General features: G+C 35.2%; 24 protein-coding genes and 1 other annotated feature. Of the genes, 2 read left to right on the forward strand and 22 right to left on the reverse strand.

Annotation, left to right across the window (positions count from 1 at the left end; all coding sequences use genetic code 11):
• Positions 1-5 precede the first annotated feature (5 nt).
• From recJ to NKR20_RS11740, 3 genes are all read right to left on the reverse strand, one after another.
• On the reverse strand, positions 6-2,339 hold the full coding sequence (gene recJ / locus NKR20_RS11730; RefSeq protein WP_253426908.1) for a single-stranded-DNA-specific exonuclease RecJ: 2,334 nt from the start codon (positions 2,337-2,339) through the stop codon (positions 6-8).
• A 150-nt stretch (positions 2,340-2,489) separates the two neighbouring features.
• On the reverse strand, positions 2,490-4,757 hold the full coding sequence (secDF, locus tag NKR20_RS11735) for a protein translocase subunit SecDF (RefSeq protein ID WP_253426909.1): 2,268 nt from the start codon (positions 4,755-4,757) through the stop codon (positions 2,490-2,492).
• A 173-nt stretch (positions 4,758-4,930) separates the two neighbouring features.
• Positions 4,931-5,257 carry a post-transcriptional regulator gene (locus NKR20_RS11740; RefSeq protein ID WP_121212846.1) on the reverse strand — a complete coding sequence of 109 codons (327 nt, stop codon included), beginning with the start codon at positions 5,255-5,257 and terminating at the stop codon, positions 4,931-4,933.
• Positions 5,258-5,348: 91 nt separating this feature from the next.
• Between NKR20_RS11740 and NKR20_RS11745 the strand changes: the two genes are divergently transcribed.
• Entirely contained in the window at positions 5,349-6,866 is a 1,518-nt protein-coding gene (locus NKR20_RS11745) for a putative polysaccharide biosynthesis protein (protein WP_253426910.1), read from the forward strand.
• Here NKR20_RS11745 and NKR20_RS11750 read toward each other — a convergent pair.
• The 8 genes from NKR20_RS11750 to NKR20_RS19460 all read right to left on the reverse strand — a co-directional run bounded on the left by NKR20_RS11750 (position 6,837) and on the right by NKR20_RS19460 (position 14,158).
• A complete protein-coding gene (locus NKR20_RS11750; RefSeq protein ID WP_253426911.1) occupies positions 6,837-7,487 on the reverse strand; it encodes a DUF421 domain-containing protein in 651 nt (216 codons plus the stop codon). The two genes, NKR20_RS11745 and NKR20_RS11750, sit on opposite strands and share 30 nt — an antisense overlap.
• A 159-nt stretch (positions 7,488-7,646) precedes the next feature.
• Positions 7,647-7,907 carry a preprotein translocase subunit YajC gene (gene yajC / locus NKR20_RS11755; protein ID WP_121212843.1) on the reverse strand — a complete coding sequence of 87 codons (261 nt, stop codon included), beginning with the start codon at positions 7,905-7,907 and terminating at the stop codon, positions 7,647-7,649.
• A gap of 126 nt (positions 7,908-8,033) precedes the next feature.
• Entirely contained in the window at positions 8,034-9,179 is a 1,146-nt protein-coding gene (tgt, locus tag NKR20_RS11760) for a tRNA guanosine(34) transglycosylase Tgt (RefSeq protein WP_121212842.1), read from the reverse strand.
• A gap of 37 nt (positions 9,180-9,216) precedes the next feature.
• Positions 9,217-10,254, reverse strand: a complete 1,038-nt coding sequence (queA, locus tag NKR20_RS11765; protein ID WP_253426912.1) for a tRNA preQ1(34) S-adenosylmethionine ribosyltransferase-isomerase QueA — start codon at positions 10,252-10,254, stop codon at positions 9,217-9,219.
• Between the two features lie 15 nt (positions 10,255-10,269).
• Complete coding sequence (gene ruvB / locus NKR20_RS11770; RefSeq protein WP_121212840.1) at positions 10,270-11,274, reverse strand: Holliday junction branch migration DNA helicase RuvB; 1,005 nt, start codon at positions 11,272-11,274, stop codon at positions 10,270-10,272.
• 12 nt (positions 11,275-11,286) lie between these two features.
• Positions 11,287-11,907 (reverse strand): Holliday junction branch migration protein RuvA, encoded by a 621-nt coding sequence (gene ruvA / locus NKR20_RS11775; RefSeq protein WP_121212839.1) that lies wholly within the window; start codon positions 11,905-11,907, stop codon positions 11,287-11,289.
• A 144-nt stretch (positions 11,908-12,051) separates the two neighbouring features.
• Entirely contained in the window at positions 12,052-12,903 is an 852-nt protein-coding gene (locus NKR20_RS11780; RefSeq protein ID WP_121212838.1) for a phosphotransferase, read from the reverse strand.
• 1 nt (position 12,904) lies between these two features.
• Positions 12,905-14,158, reverse strand: coding sequence for a LysM peptidoglycan-binding domain-containing protein (locus NKR20_RS19460; protein WP_366519725.1), 1,254 nt, complete (start codon positions 14,156-14,158; stop codon positions 12,905-12,907).
• 143 nt (positions 14,159-14,301) lie between these two features.
• Between NKR20_RS19460 and NKR20_RS11790 the strand changes: the two genes are divergently transcribed.
• Positions 14,302-14,832 carry a transcription repressor NadR gene (locus NKR20_RS11790; RefSeq protein ID WP_253426913.1) on the forward strand — a complete coding sequence of 177 codons (531 nt, stop codon included), beginning with the start codon at positions 14,302-14,304 and terminating at the stop codon, positions 14,830-14,832.
• 93 nt (positions 14,833-14,925) lie between these two features.
• Here NKR20_RS11790 and NKR20_RS11795 read toward each other — a convergent pair whose 3' ends face one another.
• The 11 genes from NKR20_RS11795 to NKR20_RS11845 form a co-directional block, all read right to left on the reverse strand.
• Positions 14,926-15,312: a thiol-disulfide oxidoreductase DCC family protein gene (locus tag NKR20_RS11795; RefSeq protein ID WP_253426914.1), complete on the reverse strand. Its 387-nt coding sequence runs from the start codon at positions 15,310-15,312 to the stop codon at positions 14,926-14,928.
• Between the two features lie 13 nt (positions 15,313-15,325).
• Positions 15,326-16,198, reverse strand: coding sequence for a prephenate dehydratase (gene pheA, locus NKR20_RS11800; RefSeq protein ID WP_121212834.1), 873 nt, complete (start codon positions 16,196-16,198; stop codon positions 15,326-15,328).
• A 123-nt stretch (positions 16,199-16,321) separates the two neighbouring features.
• Complete coding sequence (locus NKR20_RS11805; protein WP_121212833.1) at positions 16,322-16,777, reverse strand: ACT domain-containing protein; 456 nt, start codon at positions 16,775-16,777, stop codon at positions 16,322-16,324.
• 31 nt (positions 16,778-16,808) lie between these two features.
• The gene (gene obgE, locus NKR20_RS11810; protein WP_121212863.1) at positions 16,809-18,098 is read right to left on the reverse strand and encodes a GTPase ObgE; all 1,290 of its coding nucleotides are present in this window, start codon (positions 18,096-18,098) and stop codon (positions 16,809-16,811) included.
• Positions 18,099-18,108: 10 nt separating this feature from the next.
• Complete coding sequence (locus NKR20_RS11815; protein WP_253426915.1) at positions 18,109-18,636, reverse strand: Spo0B domain-containing protein; 528 nt, start codon at positions 18,634-18,636, stop codon at positions 18,109-18,111.
• A 230-nt stretch (positions 18,637-18,866) separates the two neighbouring features.
• Positions 18,867-20,075: an ISL3 family transposase gene (locus tag NKR20_RS11820; RefSeq protein ID WP_253422723.1), complete on the reverse strand. Its 1,209-nt coding sequence runs from the start codon at positions 20,073-20,075 to the stop codon at positions 18,867-18,869.
• Between the two features lie 212 nt (positions 20,076-20,287).
• Positions 20,288-20,587, reverse strand: a complete 300-nt coding sequence (gene rpmA, locus NKR20_RS11825) for a 50S ribosomal protein L27 (protein ID WP_121212831.1) — start codon at positions 20,585-20,587, stop codon at positions 20,288-20,290.
• Positions 20,584-20,940 carry a ribosomal-processing cysteine protease Prp gene (locus tag NKR20_RS11830; protein ID WP_253426916.1) on the reverse strand — a complete coding sequence of 119 codons (357 nt, stop codon included), beginning with the start codon at positions 20,938-20,940 and terminating at the stop codon, positions 20,584-20,586. Before NKR20_RS11830 ends, rpmA begins: the two co-directional genes overlap by 4 nt.
• 17 nt (positions 20,941-20,957) lie before the next feature.
• Positions 20,958-21,266, reverse strand: a complete 309-nt coding sequence (gene rplU, locus NKR20_RS11835) for a 50S ribosomal protein L21 (RefSeq protein WP_097072744.1) — start codon at positions 21,264-21,266, stop codon at positions 20,958-20,960.
• A gap of 14 nt (positions 21,267-21,280) precedes the next feature.
• Positions 21,281-21,359, reverse strand: a sequence feature (ribosomal protein L21 leader region).
• Between the two features lie 39 nt (positions 21,360-21,398).
• Positions 21,399-22,037, reverse strand: coding sequence for a site-2 protease family protein (locus NKR20_RS11840; RefSeq protein ID WP_245987380.1), 639 nt, complete (start codon positions 22,035-22,037; stop codon positions 21,399-21,401).
• Positions 22,010-22,561, reverse strand: coding sequence for a peptidoglycan DD-metalloendopeptidase family protein (locus tag NKR20_RS11845; protein ID WP_253426917.1), 552 nt, complete (start codon positions 22,559-22,561; stop codon positions 22,010-22,012). The genes NKR20_RS11840 and NKR20_RS11845 overlap by 28 nt, the downstream gene beginning before the upstream one ends.
• Positions 22,562-22,682 lie beyond the last annotated feature (121 nt).

The following is a 22,682-nucleotide window of genomic DNA, read 5'->3' on the forward strand; positions in this document are numbered from 1 at the left end:
CCTCCTTAGGAATAATTATATTCCTTCATTCGATCGTTAAACCATTGTTTTAATTCTAAGTATGGTGCGTATAAAAGGGTTTGTTCAATTGCAATTTGTTGCTCTCTTTTTTTATAGCACTGTGCTTCACTTAATGCCCGTTTTGGTGCATTACTATCTACAGTTGTCAGACCATTATCTATTTTAACAAATCCTAACTCAAAAAACACGTTTGTCATGAATTTTATTACTTCAGTATTTAAGCCAATATGTTTTGAGAGTTGATCGATATGTAGTCTTAAATTAAATGCTGGTCGTTTTTTTAAGAATGAATAATACCATGCAAAATGTTCTCGCGTTGGCATCCCGTTAAAGAACTTTGATTCCTGCACATGAAAAATTGCATACACTCGCTTTGGCTTAATTGACTGAATAACTTCTTCCAATTTCTCTAAACTATCAGGAAGATCGAGAAGTACGATGTATTGTGAGTTTACCAACATAGTATCTCCATCTTTCAATAAATTAATTGAAGTTTGGATGATTGGTTGAAACATTTCAATTGTCGTTTCATTGAATGCAATAACTGAACATGTATTTAAAGGAATCGTATTCATCCATTTTTGTACTAAACTCTTTCCGCGATAATCAAACAATTGCCACTCATTCGATTGTACATCTTCTATCATAAATTGTGGCTTTTTCTTACCTTGCCATTCATTAATTTGTAAATCTCCTACAACAGAAATGTTTACTCCGTATGAAATTTCTTCATGTAAATAGCCTTTACTAAAACCAATGGCGTCAATTGTTCCATATTTATCTTCTAACTCCATTTTCAAATGGTCTTCCCCTGCACCAATTTTACGAATAGAACGTACTTGAACATCCTGCAACGCAAAAATAGGTTTGGCAAAGCCCGTTCCAAATGGTCCAAGTTTTCGAATTTCTTCAATGGATTCTACTGTTATTTCATCTATTTCAACTGGAACATCAATGAATAATTTAGGGACAAGCATTTCCTCAGTTAAACATTCTTTAGCTTGTTTATGAAGGCGAATACGTAATTCGTCTACATATTCTAATGGGAATGTCATACCGGCTGCCATAGGATGTCCACCAAAATGCGGCAGTATTTCTCGATTTTTCGCTAATTCATTATATAAATGAAATCCTTCAATACTTCGACCAGACCCCTTTGCAGTACCTTTTTCAATATCAAGAGATAATACTATAGTAGGCTTATAATATTTTTCTACAAGTCTTGAAGCAACAATCCCTATTACCCCTGGATTCCAGCCTTCTTTCGCAACTACAAGTACAAGTGAATTCGATATAACTTCATTATTTTCAATCATTTCGATAGCTTGTTCTGTAATTTCACTGACAATTTCTTTTCGTTCAGTATTTTTAGAATTAAGCAGTTTAGCACCTTCTGCTGCATCGATATCATTTTCACTCATTAAAAGCGCAACTCCAGGATCTGCATCTCCTAATCGACCAATCGCATTTAATCTCGGGCCAAAATAAAAACCGATAACCTCTTCGTTAATCTCGTTTTGTTTCACACCCGCAATATCGCATAATGCTTTCACCCATGGATTAGGAGAAATTTTTAAATGCTTTATTCCTTGTTGAACAATATAACGATTTTCACCAACAAGTGGTACAAGGTCTGCTATTGTCCCTATTGCTGCGAACTCATATAGATGTTCAGGTACTTCACCATACAAAGCATGAGCTAATTTAAATGCAACCCCTACTCCTGCTAAATCTCCAAAGGGATAATGTCCTTCTGGAACTCGAGGATGGATGATAATATCTGCCTCAGGTAATACGTCTCCTGCTTCATGATGGTCTGTTACGATTACGTCCATACCAAGTTCTTTTGCAATTCGAATCGGTTCGATGCCACTAATCCCATTATCAACCGTAATAATTAATTGTACCCCGTCTTCATATGCTTTTCGGAAAAGCTCTTCATGGGGACCATATCCATGAGTAAAACGATTCGGTATACAAAAATCTACATCTGCACCTAAATCAAGTAGTACATTCATCATAATCGTTGTACTTGTAATTCCGTCTGCATCATAATCGCCGTACACTAGTATTTTCTCACCATTATTTAATGCTTCTTCAATCCGCTCTACAGCTTCAGCTATCCCATTTAAAAGGAATGGATCATGTAGCTGGTTTTCGTCCATTTGAAGGATTGATTTCGCTTTTGCCGGCGTTTCATAACCTCTTGCTATTAATATTTTAGCTGCAAGAGAAGATATATTTAATTCATTTTGTAATTGAGTGATAGTTTCTTCATGTGGTTGATGAACAATCCACTGCTTTTTTGATTCGATCATTTTGTCACTTCCTCAATCACTAATTATACAAAAAAATATCGTTCTCTACTAACTTATAAATCATTTAAAATATTAGAAATTCTTTTTTGCACATATAAAAATAAAAAAAAGACAAAGTGCAATAAACACTTTGCCTCTTTTCTAGAAAGTTTACACAACTGGCTCGTCTGAACCCCATTGTTGTTTTTCTTTTTTCTCTACAACAGTACCTTTTTTACCCATTTCACGAGTTTTTAAAGAATACCAAATTTGAGCTGCAATACAAATTGATGAGTACATACCTGTTACTAAACCAATTAGTAAAGCAATTGAGAAGTTACTAATAGCAGGAGCACCGAAGATTAATAATGCTACAACTACAATGATAACTGTTAGAACTGTATTAATGGAACGTCCCATTGTTTGACGTAGAGACTTGTTTACAATATCTGCAAGTTCTTCCTTCGATGTAATTTTACCTTTTCGATCGATATTTTCACGAATTCGGTCAAAGGTAACAATTGTATCATTAATTGAGTAACCAACAATCGTTAAAATGGCCGCAATAAACGTAATATCTACTTCTATTCGGAATAAACTAAAGATTGCTACCATGAAGAATACGTCATGTACTAATGAGATAATTGCCCCAATACCCATTCTCCATTCGAATCGGAAGGCAACGTAAATAATGATTCCTAAAGCTGCAATTGCAAGAGCTTTAATTGCGTTTTTAACCAACTCTCGCCCTACTGTTGGTGATACAGTACTTACACTCGGTTCATGACCATAATCTTTTAATACTGAAGCTTTTAAATCTAAAATCTCTTTTTGACTTAAATCTTCCTTATATCGAATGCTAGCATTATTTTGTTCCTCACCAGAAATAATTACATTTTCAGATGGGAAGCCAATCTTATCAATATACTCTGTTATCTCTTCTTGAGTAATCGATTTATCTGCTAAAATTTCTACTCGTGTACCACTAGAGAAGTCAATACCTAGGTTTAATTTGAATACACCTAAAATAATTGCCCCAACTAGTAAAATAATTATTGAAAACGAGTAAAATTTCTTACGATTATGAACGAAATCGAAACGATCGTAATTCGTTGATAAGTCTAATGATTCTAAACCTTCTGAAGCATCGTGAATTTTAGATTTGCGAACACCGTAAAAGAATGGACTATCGAAGTAACCACTTTTTACTAATAAACCAAGTAAAATTCGTGATAACCATACAGCTGTTACGAAACTTAGAACAATTGATATCATTAAAGTTGTTGCAAAACCTTTAACTGAACTTGTCCCAAAGAAGAATAAAACCGCAGCAGCAAGTAATGTTGTTAATTGTGCATCCACAATGGCAGATAACGATTGTTTCATACCAAGATGGAATGCTTCTTTTGCCGTTTTACCTACACGTAATTCCTCACGAACACGCTCAGCACTTAGAATGTTTGCATCCACTGCCATACCGATACCAAGTACAAGGGCAGCTATACCAGGTAAAGTTAGAACAGCATTAATACCATTAAAGACTAATAAAACTAAGTATGTAAATACCGATAATGTAATGATAGAAATAAACCCTGGTAAACGGTAATACAATAACATGAATACGAAGATAAGTAGAACACCAATCACACTTGCAAATACAGTACTTTTTAACGCTTGTTCACCAAATTGAGCACCAACAGATGTTGAATAAATTTCTGTTAACTTAACAGGAAGTGCACCAGCGTTTAAAACACTTGCAAAGTCCTTTGTTTCTTGAACTGTAAAACTCCCGCTAATCATAACATCCGTTGTGTTTAACACTTGACTAACTGTTGCAGCAGAAACAAATTTTGGATTTGGTTTTTGAGACTCAGCTGCGTATGAATCTACACCTTCTTGGAAATCAAGCCATACTACTAAAAGATTTTGTCCAGCAGGCATTTGAGAAATTTTCCCAGTAACATCCGCAAATTTTGATGCATCTTTTAAAGTTAATGTTACGATTGGACGATTTTGTTGGTCGAATGAAGCTTTTGCTCCACCTTCTTTTAAATCTGTACCATCAAGTAACACATTGTCGTTAACATCACGGAAAGTTAAATTTGCCGTACTAGAAAGCAATTCCCGCGCAGATGATTGATCGTCAATCCCCGCAAGTTGAACACGGATTCGATTTTCTCCTTCAACCTGAATACTTGGTTCGCTTACACCAAATTGGTTGATACGATTCGAAAGGGCTGTTGTCGTATCCGTCAAAACATCCTGAGTTATTTTTTGATCTTCTTTTAGAGGTTCAACTTCATATAAAACCTCAAACCCACCTTGTAAATCAAGCCCGAGTTTTACGTCCTTTAAAACTCCCTGTACTGTTGTTCCCATTGCTGCTAATATAACTACAACAACAAGGACAAAAGTAAAAATCCGGCTTTTTAATTTCATTTTAAAAATCCTCCTCAATACGTGTGTATAGTCCTCATATACACACAAACACGCATAAGCGAACTGCGCCAAAAAATGATTTTAATCCCACCTTGATTTGGAGGAAAGCCCAAATCAATACATTATGTAACATACTAATTATGAGTTACAGAGGCTAAACTGTCAAACCGTATCTATATGGAATTATCTTCATTTTTTGATGGGTTCGGCTTTAATAATTCATTTAATTCCTCACTACTAATTTCACTAAACCAATTCGCAACTTGAAATTGTTGAATTTGAAAATGACTAATAATTTCTGACGGTTTTATTGTAAATATGGTTGCAACCATTTCGTGTAAATGAATCTCTTCAATTTTTTGTTTCCGCCATTTCTTTTGAATACAGAAGTTCCAAATATCTTCTATTGTGACGCTATTATACTCGTAATATCTGATTTCCTCCATTTTACTCTCTAATACTGGTAACACTTTTCTAAAAAGCTCTTCGTACTGAATCATAACATTCACCCCACCAGTAGTTTTAAGTCTCGTCCCCTTTGCATACAGTTATTGTAGCTGATATTTCTTTAAATGAGAAGGGATTGAATGAATGGGATCGTTCGTTAAAGGTACAATTTTTCTAACGTTTGTCATCTTCTTATCGAAGCTTTTTGGCTTTATATATAGGATGCAATTTATGCGGGTTGCAGGAGAAGAAGCGGTAGGAATTTACATGACCTCCTATCCAGCTTTTGTTTTTTTTATTTCCCTCTTACAACTAGGCATTCCAATTGCTCTTGCTAAAATAGTGGCCGAGCTTCATGCAAAAAGACGTGATGGACAATTAAAATCTGTAATGCAAACAGCAACGCGATGGTCAGTCGTATCAATCATTTTATTCGCACCAGTTCTTTATTTCTTTATTCCATTTTTAGCAGGTACTCTATTACATAATGAAGCAACCAAACTTACATTATATATTGCATTAGGTGCTGTTCCAATCGTTGTTTTCTCAGGATTAATTAGAGGATATTTACAAGGTATTGCTGTCATTTCAGCTACTGCTTGGTCTCAAATGTTAGAACAATTAGTACGAATCGGCTTAATTACAATTTTATTACCACTATTTGCAACACCAGATAACCCAGCACAAACTGCAGCCTATGCAATGGCAATTACTGCAGTAGGTGAATTAATATCTTTCATCTACTTATATATCCACTATTCATTTAAGAAAAAAAGACCAAAACAATCTGAAAATGTAAAGCCTTATCCTGCTATGCCAATGTTGCGTATTGCAGTTCCTTCAGCAGGAAGTAGATTGTTTGGTACATTTACTTGGTTTTTAGAACCTATTGTATTTTTAAAAGCATTAACTGTTTCGGGGTTAACAGCTGTTGGGGCAACAACTTTATATGGAATTATTTCTGGTGTCCATATTCCATTGTTATTATTCCCTTCGTTTATTCCGAATGCTCTAGCGATTGTATTAATACCAGCAGTTAGTGATGCTGTAGCAAGAAGCAATCATCAATTATTAAATGAACGAATTGGCGTTTCTTTGCGTTTATCATCTGTAATTGGATGTTATGCAGCTACTTTCTTCTTTTTACATGGAGACGAGCTGGCAATGAGACTATTCCATTTGGAAGAAAATCGAGGGTTTATGAGAGTATTAGCTCCAATTTTTTACTTTTACTATATCCAAAGTCCGCTACATTCCATTTTACAAGCAATGGATGAAGCTCGACCTGCCATGATGAATTCAATTTACGGGGGTCTCGGTAAATTATTTGTAATGTTTGTACTAGCCTCCCAACCATTTATCCAAGAATTTGGAGCAATTATTGCAATTGGTTTTGGCGTTTTAATTACGTCCTTCTTACACATTGCAACGTTACGCCAACATAAGATGATAGCAGCAGGCTTTAGATTTTTTGTCATTCCGTATGCAATGTTTATTCTAGTTTGTGTGGCTCAAACCTTTGCCCAACCTTATTTAGCATTCGATTTTTGGACAAATTGTGCCATCACAATTCTTCTATTAACAATCGTACTGTTATTCACTAATCAACTTAAATGGCAGGACTTTAGCTACTTAAAGTCCATTATTTCTAGACGCTCTTAATTGTACATGGAGTTCGTTATTTTCATAGCAACAATAGAAAATTTCTTCAATATCGTTATATCCCTTTTCAGCTAATTGTTGTAAAAGCCAATCTTTATCTTGATTTATATAATTCAAATGATTTTCTACAATATAGCCATCAACGATAAGTGGAAAAATCAATGGATCATCTTTTTTTAAAAAAATTGATAATTTCCCTGAAGGCTCAAGGAATGCATAAGCAATTTGTTGTACAGAAGGAATTCTCTCTTCACGCATTTGTTGGAATAAGTCATCGAGATTGTATCGTTGCTTTCTCATCTCTTCCTGATTGATGACACCATTATGCACAATAATAGAAGGATCACCATCGATAAGATCACGGACTTTTTTACTTTTCAACGTGATGAGAGAATTCAAGTATTGAACTGCGAAAAGAATTACGATTGGAAAAACATTTTGTAATACTGGTTTTTCTACTTCATCAATTGCGAATGCAACACATTCCGCAATTAATACAAAAACAACTAAATCCATAATACTTAGTTCGCCAACTTCTCGTTTACCCATTAAACGGAAGACGATTAAAATAAATATATATAAAAAAATGGTACGTAAAAAAAGCACCAAATAAATTTCCACATTGACCTACCTCCCTTTTCACCCATCATTTTAGGCACAACCAGGAAGGACTATTCAGATAAAATGACTTTCTCCTTTTTTGTTTCTTAAGTACTACATTCATCAAAATAAAAAAGCTTACTATTGTCAGAACTTGTCCGACAATAGTAAGCTTTTAATTTACTCAGTAATAACGCGACCAATTGCTTGACGCTCGAATTTTAAACGTGTGTTTCCATCTACTTTAATAACAACAGTAGCATCTTCAATTGATTCAACTTCTCCATGAAGTCCACCAATTGTTACAACACGATCTCCTCGTTTTAAACTGTTTTGCATTTGAGCAGTTGCTTTTTGTCTTTTTTGTGCAGGACGAATTAAAATAAACCACATTGCAACGAACATAATAAGGATTGGTAGTAAGCCTGTAAGCGTATCCATGTATAAATCCCCCTTTCTAAATCTCACTTAAATAAGTATAGTATAAAATCAGTATAAAAAGCGATTTCAAAATACTATTTTTATGAAAGAAAAGATAATTTTTATAATAGAACCAATATTTTCAACCTAGAAATTCTTTGCATCCGGTTTATTAAATCCGTATTTTTCGAAGAATTCTTCACGGAAGTCACCTAATCGGTCTTCACGAATTGCTTGTCTAACTTGTTCCATTAGTTTTAATAAGAAGTGTAAATTATGATAAGTCGTTAAACGGATACCGAATGTTTCTTCCGTACGAATTAAATGACGAATATATGCACGAGTATAATTTTTACATGTATAACAATCACAATTTGGATCGATTGGGCTAAAATCACGGGCATATTTCGCATTTTTTACCACTAAACGACCTTCAGATGTCATGAGTGTACCATTACGGGCAATACGAGTTGGTAATACGCAATCAAACATATCAACCCCACGAATTGCTCCATCAATTAATGAGTCTGGTGAACCGACACCCATTAAATAACGCGGTTTATTCGTTGGTAATAATGGTGTTGTAAATTCAAGTACACGGTTCATAATATCTTTTGGTTCTCCAACTGAAAGACCACCAATAGCATATCCTGGGAAATCTAGTTCTACTAATGCTTCTGCAGAACGTTTACGTAAATCCTCATATTCCCCACCTTGCACAATACCAAATAAACCTTGATCTTCCGGACGTTGATGCGCTTCTTTACAACGTTTTGCCCAACGAGTCGTACGATCAACAGATGCTAACATATAATCGTAAGTTGCTGGATATGGTGGACATTCGTCAAAAGCCATCATAATGTCTGAGCCTAAATCATTTTGTATTTCCATTGCTTTTTCTGGACTTAAGAAAAGCTTGTCCCCATTTAAATGATTTCTGAAATGAACCCCTTCTTCTTCAATTTTACGAAACTGGCTTAGTGAAAATACTTGGAAACCACCAGAATCCGTTAAAATTGGACGATCCCAGTTCATAAATTTATGAAGACCGCCTGCTTCTTTTACAATTTCGTTTCCTGGACGAAGCCATAAGTGGTATGTGTTCGATAAAATAATCCCGGCATTCATTTCTTTTAATTCTTCCGGTGACATCGTTTTGACTGTTGCTTGTGTTCCAACCGGCATAAATGCAGGCGTTTCAAATGATCCATGGGGTGTATGGACAATCCCTAGTCGAGCACCAGTTTGTTTACATGTTTTAATTAATTCATAAGTTACAGCTGGTTTTGTCATAAAAAATAATTTCCTCTCTGAAAAAAATCCTTTGAAGTTATCGAATTGGGCGAATAAACATTGCATCACCAAAACTGAAAAATCTATATTTTTCCTCTACTGCTTTATTATAAGCATTTAAAATAATTTCTCTAGAAGTAAGTGCACTCACTAACATAACTAGAGTCGATTTTGGCAAATGGAAGTTTGTAATTAGTCCATCAATAGCTTTGTATTCAAATCCTGGATAAATAAAAATGTTTGTCCATCCTTGTTCAGCTCGTATTTCTCCATCGTATTTTTGTGCAATTGTTTCAAGCGTACGTGTTGATGTTGTACCAACAGCAATAACTTTTCCGCCATTTGCTTTTGTACGATTAATTGTTTCTGCTGCACTTTCTGATACGCTATAAAACTCAGAATGCATATCATGATTTTCAATGGAGTCCACACTAACAGGACGGAATGTGCCTAAACCTACATGTAATGTAATAAAAACTATTTCTACACCTTTTTGTTTAATTTGTTCTAAAATTTCATTTGTAAAGTGTAATCCGGCAGTTGGAGCAGCGGCAGAACCAATTTCTTTTGAATAAACTGTTTGATAGCGTTCACGGTCATCTAATTTTTCATGAATATATGGTGGAAGTGGCATTTCTCCTAATTTATCCAAAATTTCATAAAAAATTCCATCATATGAAAATTCAAATAATCTACCACCGTGATCAAGTTCACCGATACAAGTTGCTTTTAGTAATCCTTCACCAAATGAAATTACTGTACCAACCTTTACTCGTTTTGCAGGTTTTGCTAACGTTTCCCATACGTCACCTTCCCCTTGCTTTAATAGGAGTAATTCAATATGGGCTCCTGTTTCTTCTTTTACACCCATAAGTCGTGCTGGCATTACTCGTGTATCGTTTAATACAAGGCAATCACCTTCATGTAATTCATCTACAATACGTTTGAAATAACTATGTTCCACTTCTCCAGTTTTTCGATCCACAATCATTAATCGACTTGATGTGCGATCCTCTAGAGGTGTTTGTGCAATTAGTTCTTCTGGTAAATGGAAATCAAAATCTTCTACTTTCATCGTTTTCTTCCTTTTTTATGTTTGTTCTGGATAAGTATAACCAAAATGTTCATATGCTATTTTCGTAGCAACACGGCCTCTTGGTGTACGTTGAATAAAACCAATTTGTAATAAATACGGCTCATAGACATCTTCGATTGTTATCCGTTCTTCACCAATCGATGCAGCTAGTGTATCAAGCCCCACTGGACCGCCTCTAAATGATTCTATCATGCTAATCATTAACTTATGATCTATATGGTCTAGTCCTTGCGGGTCAACTTGCAACAGTTCTAATGCTTGGTTAGCTAAAGCTAACGTTATCGAACCATCCCCAATTACTTGGGCATAATCTCGTACACGCTTTAATAAACGATTAGCAATACGGGGTGTCCCACGGGAACGCTTTGCAATTTCCCTTGCTGCTAGATGGTCAATTTCGACATCGAATAATTTGCTGCTACGAATAACAATCTCAGTTAATGCGTTTTCATCATAATATTCAAGTCGTAATAAAACGCCAAAACGGTCTCGTAATGGAGCGGATAATGAACCTGCTCTAGTTGTAGCACCGACAAGTGTAAATGGTGGTAAATCAAGACGAATAGAACGTGCTTCTGGTCCTTTTCCCACAACAATATCTAAACAAAAATCTTCCATCGCTGGATAAAGTACCTCTTCTATTGCCCGTGGTAGTCTATGAATTTCATCAATAAACAGTACATCACCAGGTTGAAGTGAGCTAACAATTGCAGCTAGATCACCGGGTCTTTCAATGGCTGGTCCACTTGTAAGTCGAATATTAACATCCATTTCATTGGCAATTATAGCTGCTAATGTCGTTTTCCCTAATCCAGGTGGTCCATAAAGCAAGACATGGTCAAGGCTCTCTTGTCGAAGTTTGGCAGCTTCTATAAAAATAGTTAGATTATCCTTTACCTTTTGTTGTCCAATATATTGTGATATTTTTGACGGTCGGAGTGAAAGTTCAAATTGTTCATCATATTCGTTTACTTCACTAGAAATGATACGATCAGACATTTCTCTCCCTCCTTACTTTGTTTTTAACAATAACTGAAGTGCATGTTTCATATAACTTTCCGTTGTTGTTAATTGTTCATTTTCTTCAAGTTTCGGCTTTATTTTTGCTAACTCTTTTTCTGAGTATCCTAAAGCCATAAGGGCAAGTAGCGATTCTTCTAGTTCATGCTTATTCGGATTTACCCCAAATAACGGCAGTTCATTTTCTGCACTTGGTAATTCAACTTGCTCTAGTAATGAACCTAGTTTTCCTTTTAAATCTAGTATCATTTGTCTCGCTGTTTTTTTACCAACACCAGGAAACTTTACTAAGAACGCTTCATCTTCTAATTCAATTGCTGAAATTACTTGGTTCGGATTTCCACTAGCTAAAATTGCTAATGCACCTTTAGGACCTATACCTGACACTTGAATTAACTTTCGGAACAATTCTCGTTCTTCTAATGTTTTAAAACCAAAAATCAATTGTGCATCTTCTCGAACATGCATATGTACAAAAATCTGTTGTATATCTTCTTTTATTCGAAAAGCAAATGGGTTAGGTGTAAAGATTTGCCAACCTATTCCTTGTTGCTCTAACACTACGTATTCTGGCGTAATTCTAGTAATTTTACCTATGATATAATCGTACATCGATCTCCCCCACATTTCACTTTTAAAATTATAGCATAACATAATCAGACCACGTACTAAACATTCCTTTTAAACAAATAGAAAGACCGCCTATTTCCTAGACGGTCAAAATTCATCTTATAATAGTTTAATAGTAACATAGTTTTATTTTGATTGTAATTTTTCAGTTTCAACAACTAATTGAGGCCAATGTCTTAATGCTTTTTCTGTAAATGGCATTAAATAGTCTAAGAAGGTTTCTTTTTCATAGTCACCTAATTGCAAAACATAAAGCCATTCTCTTAGGAGTTCGTTTGGGTATTGTAAATAAAACAGTTTTTGCCTACAAAGATCATATAAAAATGGATTTTCAGTAAAAAGCTTTTTAATATTGTAATTCATTGTTGGTAATGCTCGGTGCATCCATAGTATCATTTCTTCTGCGGAATCACCAACAACGGCTAAATCAAAATCAATTAGTTTCATGGTTTGGTCTTCACAAATTAAGAAGTTATGGTGAACAACATCCCCATGAAGTAAAGTGATTTTCCCACTAACTCTCTGTCTTTTCCTACGCATTTGTTTTAACACCCTACTTGCGTAGAGAACTATGTCATAAAACCCTTCATTTAAATAGGGCAGTAATTCCTTTTCACTCAATATAAAACGTTCAAGTCGTGCATTCCATTTTTGGTATAAATGTTGTCGTGGAATGCGATAATCATTTTTCCAATCAATCAAGTTACTCGTATCATGTAACTCATTTAAAATTTTTAACGCTTGTTTTCGCTGATGTTCATTAGAGAAGTCTGCACTCAAGCTATTATTTTGCCAAACTTGAACGAGCAAATTAGGCTCTTTGCTCTTCTTTAATGGTATAACATATGGAAACTGGATAGATTCTAGTTTATTGTGTATCAGTTTTACTTTTTCATATACTGCATGATTTTCGTACTTTTTTATAAATAAAGTACCTTTAGTCGTCTCGTGCTTCCATATATTGTTTTTTATTTGCATATTAATATTTCCAAGGTGTGTAATGTGGTGAATAAGGGTTCATATATGGATAGCTTTGACAGTTCGGATACATTTGTTGAGGCATCATGTTGTCATACATTGGTTGTTGTTGCATCGGCATCATATGGTGTGGCATATGCGGCATCATATGATGAGGACTGTCATAATGGCCATCATAAGCTTGAGACTTCGGTAAGAATTGACTATCTAACTCATACATCTCATGATATTCATCAGCTACTTTTGAATCGTCAAAAGCAAGGTCATGGTGTTCATCCTTCATTTCATCATATGCTCCCATTACCTGTTCAGACTGCTGCAGCTCAGTAGAATCTTTTAACCAATCTGGCAAACCACCTTGTTCTTCTTGGTGTGGGTAGTCCTCTTCCATAATAGGTGAAATATCATAATTTGGTTCGAAATATGGTACACCATAAGGCATCATTTCAGCACTTTGACTTCCACCACATCCGCATGGTGAAGGTTGCATATATTGTTGTTCATGTTGAACATATTGTTCTTGACATCCACATGGTGGTTTTTGATAATGATGTTGTTCATGGCAACCACACGGCGGCTCGTAATAGTGTTGTTCATGGCATCCGCATGGCATTGGATAGAAATGTGGCATTACTGGAACATAAATGATTTGTGGTTGTGGAACAGGTACATATTCAATTTCCTTTTCCTTATCCGTCACTGGTTGCATATGTGTATGTTGCATATGAATATCTGGCATCTCTATAAAAATTGGCTGTGGTTGAGGCATTGGCATTGGTTGTGGCTGTGGTTGTTGAAAATGCATTTGCGGTGCAAAATCTAAATGGAATTGTGGTGTCATATCAAATTGTGGCATTACAGGTTGTGGCATTGGTTGGACAGGTGCTGGCATTTCTTGTGTCATTTTTTCTTTTGGCGATGGTGGCATCTCCATTTGTGGCATTTCTTGTGTTACCATTTCCTTAGGTGCTGTTTGCATTTCCTTAGGCGCTGTTTGCATTTCTTTAGGCGCCGTTTGCATTTCTTTAGGCGCCGTTTGCATTTCTTTAGTTGGCATCGGTGCAGTTAGCTGTTCCTTTGTCATATTACTTTTTGTTGGTGTTGCAGAATCAGGTAAAATAATTTCCATACCAGGAACAATATAATCAGGGTTTGCTAAATGTGAATTTAAGCTTTTTAACTCATCGAGACCAATCCCGTATTGTTTAGCAATTCTCCAGAGTGTCTCACCTTTTTGTACAATATGAATTCGCACAAACATCCTCCTTTTCTCGTTTTATAATATGATAAGCAATTGAAAAGGACACAAAAAAATTCTAGGAATAAGTTCCTTCGTGATAAACTATGAATTAGGGAGTAATAGATATACATGAATTTCACTTTGAAAGAGGTGTGAATATGAAGAAATTATTAGGTGAAGAACGACGTAATGAACTATTATCCTTATTAAAAAATGCAAAAAGACCAATTACAGGGACGGATCTTGCAAAACATTCAAATGTATCTCGGCAAGTAATTGTCAATGATATGAATTTATTAAAGGCACGTAATGAACCAATTATTGCCACTAGCCAAGGTTATTTTTATATGTATAAGGAAGACACTGCTTCAAACTACGAACGCAAAATTGTTTGTTTACATACTGCGGAGCAAGCAGAGGATGAGATGCTAACTATTGTAGATTGCGGTGTTACGTTAAAATCTGTTATCGTAGAACACCCTGTATATGGAGAAATTACTGCTTCTATGATGTTATCAAATCGAAATGATGTTCAAAACTTTATTGACCGTGTAAGTGAAACAAATGCAAATTATTTATCTGCTTTAACAAATGGTACCCATCTTCATGTTATTTCCGCTCCTGCTATTGAACAATTGAATTTAGCCGAAGAAAAACTACGAGAGAAAGGTTACCTCGTGGAAGGATAACATTACGAGATCATTCCTCAAAAATAATACAATAGTATATGTGAGCAGATATTAACTAAGCACAAAAATACCTGTTAATATCTGCTCACTTTTTTAAATAAAACGATCCAAATCCTCTTTAGAAGGAACCATACATGCATTGTTTTGTTTTAAAAGTTTGTGACGATTTTTTGCAATGATATCATAAATGATATTTCGTAAAGGTACTGGTACGAGTAAAAATACGTACAATAACTTCCAATATCGGTCAAGCCCTAAAGCAATTCTTAATACAGCCGAAGATTTAGTATAGGCACGATCATTGTCAACTAATACAACACTATCAATTGTTTTTGGAATGTTATGCTTTTCTACTAATTCTCTTCCACTTGTACTTTGAAGTGAAGCAAATTTGAATTGTATCCTCTTATCACGCTTTATGATAAATTGAACACTTTGACTACAGAAATTACACTCACCATCAAACAGAACGACCTTCATATTAGACCTCTCCTCACTCAGGTGTTAAATATGTATAATATGTACCTAGCGACTTCACTGTACAACCAAGCGCACCTAGCTCCTCCACTGCCCCTTTTACCATTGGCTCATTTTCATCTGCTAATACATCAATAATAAAGAAGTAATCCCCTAAACCTGTTTTTAATGGTCTTGATTCAATTTTACTTAAATCAATTCGACGCCAAGCAAAAACAGAAAGTACTTGATGCAATGCACCGGATACATTTTCTGGTAGTGTTAGCATAAATGTCGTTTTTGATTTTCCTTCTGATGTCTCAATTGGTAGTCTAGAATTCTTTTTAGCTAATACAAAGAAACGTGTGTGGTTAAAATGGAAATCATGAATATTTCTTTCTACAATTTCTAAACCATATTTTTCTGCAGACGAAGTATTTCCTATTGCTGCAATACATTTATCTGGATTTTCTGCCACATATTTAGCCGCAGCTGCTGTTGAGGATGTTTGGTTTAATGGAACCGAACTAAAACGGTAAAACAAGTATTTATGACACTGTGCTAATGCATGGGAATGGGAATAAACCCCTTCAATATTTTGCCAGTTATTTACTTGTTCTTTATTTACCATAAGGTGTTGTTGAATTTTTGATAGCACTTCACCTACAACATATAAATCTGCCTCATGATATAAATAGTCAATTGTTAGCGTAACTGTTCCTTCTAGAGCATTTTCTACCGGAACAACGGCAAAATCAACACGATCATTCGAGACTGCTTCAATACAATCTGGTATTGTTGTAAACGGCATTAACCATTCATTTGGAAAAAGACCTTTAGTTGCTAAATATGTAAAAGAAGCTTCCGGCCCTAAATAGGCAATTCGTTTCTCCCATTGTTGATGTTTCACGTATAAGCCCCCTACTTTTTTAATTATTCAGTAATTTTAACATAAAAAAGAGTCCAATCATATAGACAAGATTACTCGGTTTAAATAAAAAAGAGAGCAGACTATTTTGCTCTCTTCCCTCACTTATAACGCTCCAGAACTAATTACTTCTGCAGACTCAACAAACTCTAATTTTTTCAGTAATTGAATTAACTGATCTAATTCAATGGCCATACTTGTTACGTCTAGTGATAATGTAACGTTTGCACGTCCTTGAATTGGAATAGTTTGATGAATTGTAAGTACATTACAATGTGACTCTGAAATAATTTCTAACAACTTTGCTAATGCACCTTTTTCATCTTGTAACTGGATAAAGATCGTTAAAATTCTTTCTCTCACTATGGAGTGGAAAGGAAAAACGGCATCTCGATATTTGTAAAATGCGCTCCGTGATAAATCGACCTCTTTTACTGCATCCCATATAGAAGATACAGAACCACTTTGCAATAGATGCTTTGCTTGTAATGTTTTTTGCATTGCATCCGTTAATACATCTTCACGAACTAAATAATACCGTTGATTCGCAACGTTTTTCATACTCTCCCCCCAAAATCCCTAAAAACAAACTCTATTCGATAAATTCAAATTCAAATTCCATTAAACGAACAATGTCACCATCTGTTGCACCACGTTCACGTAATGCATCATCTACTCCCATTGCACGTAATTGTCTTGCAAAACGACGAATTCCATCTTCACGACTAAAGTCAGTCATTTTGAACAGACGCTCTATGCTGTAGCCAGATAAAACAAATGCTCCATCATCATCACGAGTAATTTCGAAGTCTTCTCCTTTTTTCTCGTGTTTATAAAGTACTGTTGTGTCGCTTTCTTCTTCGACTATTTCATGTAGCTCGAACTCTGGTGTTACTTCTAGTAAATCTGCTATTTCAAATAATAAAGGCTTTAACCCTTGACGAGATATAGCTGAAACTGGGAATACTTTTACAGTATCGCCAACCTTTTCTTTAAATGCAATTAAATTTTCTTCTGCATCAGGCATGTCCATTTTGTTCGCCACAACAATTTGTGGACGTTCAGTAAGGCGTAAATTATATTGTTTTAGTTCTTCATTAATCGTAACATAATCTTCATATGGGTCACGACCTTCCATTCCGGACATATCGATTACATGGACAATAACTCTTGTACGTTCGATATGACGTAGAAATTGCATACCTAAACCGACACCTTGGTGAGCACCTTCAATTAATCCAGGTAAGTCTGCCATTACAAAACTTCTGCCGTCTTCTGTTTCAACCATTCCTAAGTTCGGAACGATTGTTGTAAAGTGATAAGCTCCAATTTTTGGTTTTGCCGCTGATACAACAGATAACAAAGTGGATTTCCCCACACTTGGGAAACCTACTAAACCAACGTCAGCTAATACTTTTAATTCTAATATAACATTTAATTCTTGTCCTGGCTCCCCTTTTTCTGCAAGTTCTGGAGCAGGATTTGCAGGTGTTGCAAAACGCGAATTTCCACGTCCTCCACGACCACCACGTGCAATGATAGCAGTTTGACCATGTTCAACTAAATCTGCAATAACTGCTTTCGTTTCTTCATTTATTACCACTGTTCCAGGAGGCACTTTAATCACTGTATCTTCCGCATTTTTACCGTGCATGCCTTTACTCATTCCGTGTTCGCCACGTTGAGCTTTAAAATGACGTTTATAGCGGAAATCCATTAATGTTCTTAAACCTTCTTCTACTTGGAAGACAACATTCCCACCATGTCCTCCATCTCCTCCTGCTGGACCACCATTCGGTACATATTTTTCTCTACGGAAAGCGACCATTCCATCGCCACCATCTCCGCCTTTCACATAAACCTTAACGTGATCAACAAACATACTCATACTATCACTCCTGTTCCAAGCTTAAAACATATTTCCATATCTTATTAGTTTGCTCATACGTTTGAACTTTCATATTCGGTAATTCTTGCTGTTTAAACTGTGGGGCATCCCAATATCCTCTTAAGTCCAAAGTTAACTTGAATTCATTCTTATTAGTTTCGACTTCGATAAATAGTTGTTGCTCTGTATATGGATCTAAATGATCATAAACATGAATAATTGTCTTTTCTAAGTATTCTACTATTTGCACATCTTTTTTCATATTAACAGGATGTTCTACATGACTTTTTAAATTAAAGTCTATGGAAGGATATCTCCATTGAAATGTTTGTAGCCACTCTACCGTTTTTGGTAAATTAAGTTTATTTAAATTCGATAAGGTTTTGCAGTTTTCCGAAATATTTTCAATCGTATTTTTTGCTTCATCTACCTTACCTAATTCTAAATACATTTTAATCAATTGTAGATGGTTCATAAAATCGTGATTTGCAAACCTTATAACTTCACTATTAGAGAGAGAATGAATCTTCATTTTGAACCTCCAAACTAACTTAAAAAACTACTACTATTATCTTTCTAAGTATAACAGTTTTTCTTATATTTTCCTCTCTAACATTCTAAAAGAATTAATACTTTGAGAAAATTTCAATTATCCAGTATACAGATACTCATTTCGTACTAGGAAGTACTCTAATTGTTAATCCTTCTCTAAATGGTTCTTAGTCAAATGTTGGGGTGATGTGTTCTTGCACGTCACCCTTGTTAACCTAAATGAACCCCGATTTCTTTATATAAATCATTTAATAAAATCTTTGCTTTAAAATGCTTAAAACTTCTAAAACCATAAGCATTTCGTTTCATTACCTTCGATTTATTATTAATGCCTTCTAGAAATCCATTTGAATACCTAAAACTAAAGCTATTCAAGATCTCTACTTGCCAATTCTTAAAAGTTTGAATCGCTTTTATGAATGCTGGAATCTTTGCTTCTTCTACCTTACGGTAAAAAGCTTCTAATCTCTTTTTAACTTCTGTTATATCATCAGTTGTTTTTGCCCAATCAAACCATTTACAATAGGCTTCCTTAAGTTCATAGGCTTTTCTCAATTCACTAGACATCCCTGTATAGCGTCTTAAATACCAGCGATTCTTCTCTGTTAACTTATCAAACCGTTTATATAAGACATGGCGCATTTTCTTACACTTTTTACGATCATAAGGATGCCATTCTTTCTGCACTTTACGACGTACTTCATCTAGTGCCCAATAAATATAACGAGAAAAATGGAATCGATCTGCTACGATAATGGGGCGATTTAATGCTTTTCTAACAGCTGCCTTAAAACTTGGATTCATATCCATTACCACTACTTCTACAGCTGCTCCATATTTCATTAAATAATCCTTAATCGTTTCTTTGCGTCGATTTGGTAAAATATCAATCGGTTCGTGTGTTTCAGCGTTCGCAATAATTAGTTGATAGGTCCCTGCATCGGTATCTCCCTTATATTCATCGATTGCAATACATTTCGGTAAATGTACTCCCTCTTTTAACTGTTCTTTTACAACATTTTTAAAGCGACGAATTACAGTTGAACTAGATGTTCCAAGGACTTCTGCAGTTTCCTTAAATGTCTTTGCTTTTACTGAACGAATTCCAACAACTTGGTTCCATTCTTTTGAGTAACGTTGATATTTATCCACGAAAGGGGATTTTTCTGAGAAGCGTTTTCCACATTCGCATACATAACGACGGCGTTTATAAAAAAGGATAGTTAATCTTTCAAACCATTTTAAATGCTTAATTTTTTGAACTCGATAATCATGAATTTTAGAGGTCATTCTCTTACAAACTGGACATTGATGTTCTTTCTTCGGAAGCGACACGTATAAAGCCACACGGTCTCCAATCTCCTCCATCTTATGAATTGTTACATCTTTTAATCCTGGTATATTCATGTTAAAATTCATATTGCACGTATCACCTTTCATAACTTGTTTCTCGTCAATTCAAGTATATCGAAATCGGTGGTTACGTGCTTTTTTATTGTCAAAAATTGTAGTAAAACCCCAACAAATATTATAGAACCCTCTAAATTAGTATGGTACTTATTCCGTACCTTTTAGCATTAAAATCATAAAAAAGGACTGCTGGCTAGCAGTCCTTTTGCATTCGTATAATATTAAGCTTCTTGAGCAACTGGGTATACACTTACTTTTTTCTTGTCGCGACCTAAACGTTCGAATTTAACAACGCCGTCAACTTTAGCGAAAAGTGTGTCATCACCACCGCGGCCTACGTTTGTACCTGGGTAAATTTTTGTACCGCGTTGACGGTAAAGAATTGAACCACCAGTTACGAATTGACCATCAGCACGTTTAGCACCAAGGCGTTTTGCTTCAGAGTCACGTCCGTTCTTTGTAGAACCTACCCCTTTTTTCGAAGCGAAAAATTGAAGGTCTAAAGATAATAACAATTTCATTTCGTTCCACCTCCTACTTGATTGTAGTTGATTCGAATATATTGTCCATAGTTTTGAACCATCGAGTAAACTTGAGCAGTCATAACTTGGACAATAAGCTGTAATTTTGCATCAATATCAGCATCTAATTCAGTAGGAAGATCTACTCGTAAGTAACCTCCACCTTCAGTTGCTTGATCAACTTCCGGTTCAATATTTAAAAGTGCGTAGATAGCATTTACTGTACCAATGGCAATAGTAGATGCACCAGCACATACTAAATCTCTACCAGTTTGATCATATTCAGCATGACCTGAAAATTCAAATGCAGATACATGTCTATTTTCATCGTGATGAATCGTAACCGTAATCATTCGGTTCACCTCATTAATTAAGCGTTGATTGATTCAACAACTAATTTTGTGTATGGTTGACGGTGACCTTGTTTACGACGGTAGTTTTTCTTCGCTTTGTATTTGAATACAGTGATTTTTTTAGCGCGACCTTCTTTAACAACTTTCGCTGTTACAGTAGCACCTTCAACAGTAGGAGCACCTACTTTTACTGTTTCGCCACCTACGAATAAAACTTTATCAAATGTTACTACTTCGTCAGCTTGAACACCTAGTTTTTCAACATAGATTTCTTGTCCAGCTTCTACTTTGATTTGTTTTCCACCAGTTTCGATAATTGCGTACATTTACCTGCACCTCCTCTTAGACTCAGACTCGCCTGTAATGAAAGGTGATCTTAACGATACTTAATAACCTTCCCAGAGCGGTTGTAGCACGGGTGCTACAAACAACATTAAAATACTAACATATATATTTTTTCAAGTCAACCGTTTCATTACATGTTTCTCAAATGCTAGACGATATTTCCTATATCGCCATTCACTTACTAATCTTAAGAAAATAAAAATTGATAACACTAATAAAAATAACGTTTTTGGTAACAAAATAAAAGTGATAATCATTGTTAATATTGTCAAAATAAGTGATATGGATAAGTACATTTCATAAAAACGTGCTTTCGGATAAATCAATAATATTAACGATAGAATAATTCTTCCACCATCAAGGGGCCAAATTGGAATTAAATTAATGCCAAGTAAAATTAATTGGATTTTTAATAAAGGGTCGGCCAATAACGGATCGAGGAAAGGGACAACACATAGACAAAGCAGGGTAGCCATAGGACCTCCAATAGCAATAATAAGCTGCTTGTTTGGCGATAATGAAATGCCACCCTGTAATTCAATTTCACCACCATAAGGCATAATTACACAACGCTCTACCTTAACTTTACATAAAAAAGCAGCAACAATATGCCCTAACTCATGGATTATTAACGATGTTAAGATAAGTGCATAATATGAAACATTCCCAGATAAGATCATTGAAAACAAAATAGGCAAAAATAATGGATGAATTGTCATCCGCATCATGGTTGCGTATGCTCTTTCATCCATTGTAATGTTTCTTCAAGATTTAAAACTCGCCCATCTTGTTCAATTTTCAAATATAGATCCCCTGGTTCTTTATTGGCAATCGTACTACCTCTTTCAATCGAAGTATAAGGTAAGAGAGAAAATGAGTCCACATTTCCATAAGTCACTGTTGTATTATCTTCATAATAAACCGAAATTGTTTTACCTGTTGTCTTAGAATGTCCAGTATAAACAACCAAGCCATTTTCAATAGCAAGAATTGGAATTGTCTCTTCGAAGCTTAATAAATAGCCATTATCATAGGGTTTGATAGCAACAAAAGAAAGCAATTCTTGATTTACTGGCTCAGATGACACAGTAATTTTCGTATCTGATTCTTCACCAAAAATTTCTCGAAGAACATTACGCATTACCGTCAAATCCTCAGAGCTATATACAATTTTCTTTACATCGATATTAATTTGTCCCCGTTCCTGCATCCCATTGCCAATCAAGACAAGTGCACATAGAAGGAAGGCTGCAATCCATTTCCACTTTTTGTTCACTACCTCATCCATTCTGCATTTTTCATAGTATATGAAAAATATGAAAATACGATTCAATGAGATTTAGAAAAATATTAAAATAGTCAACGAGAATGATGCAACCATCGCAGGTCCAAAGAGT

Origin of the sequence: Ureibacillus endophyticus, from assembly GCF_024159215.1 — a bacterium.
Lineage (GTDB): Bacteria > Bacillota > Bacilli > Bacillales_A > Planococcaceae > Ureibacillus > Ureibacillus endophyticus.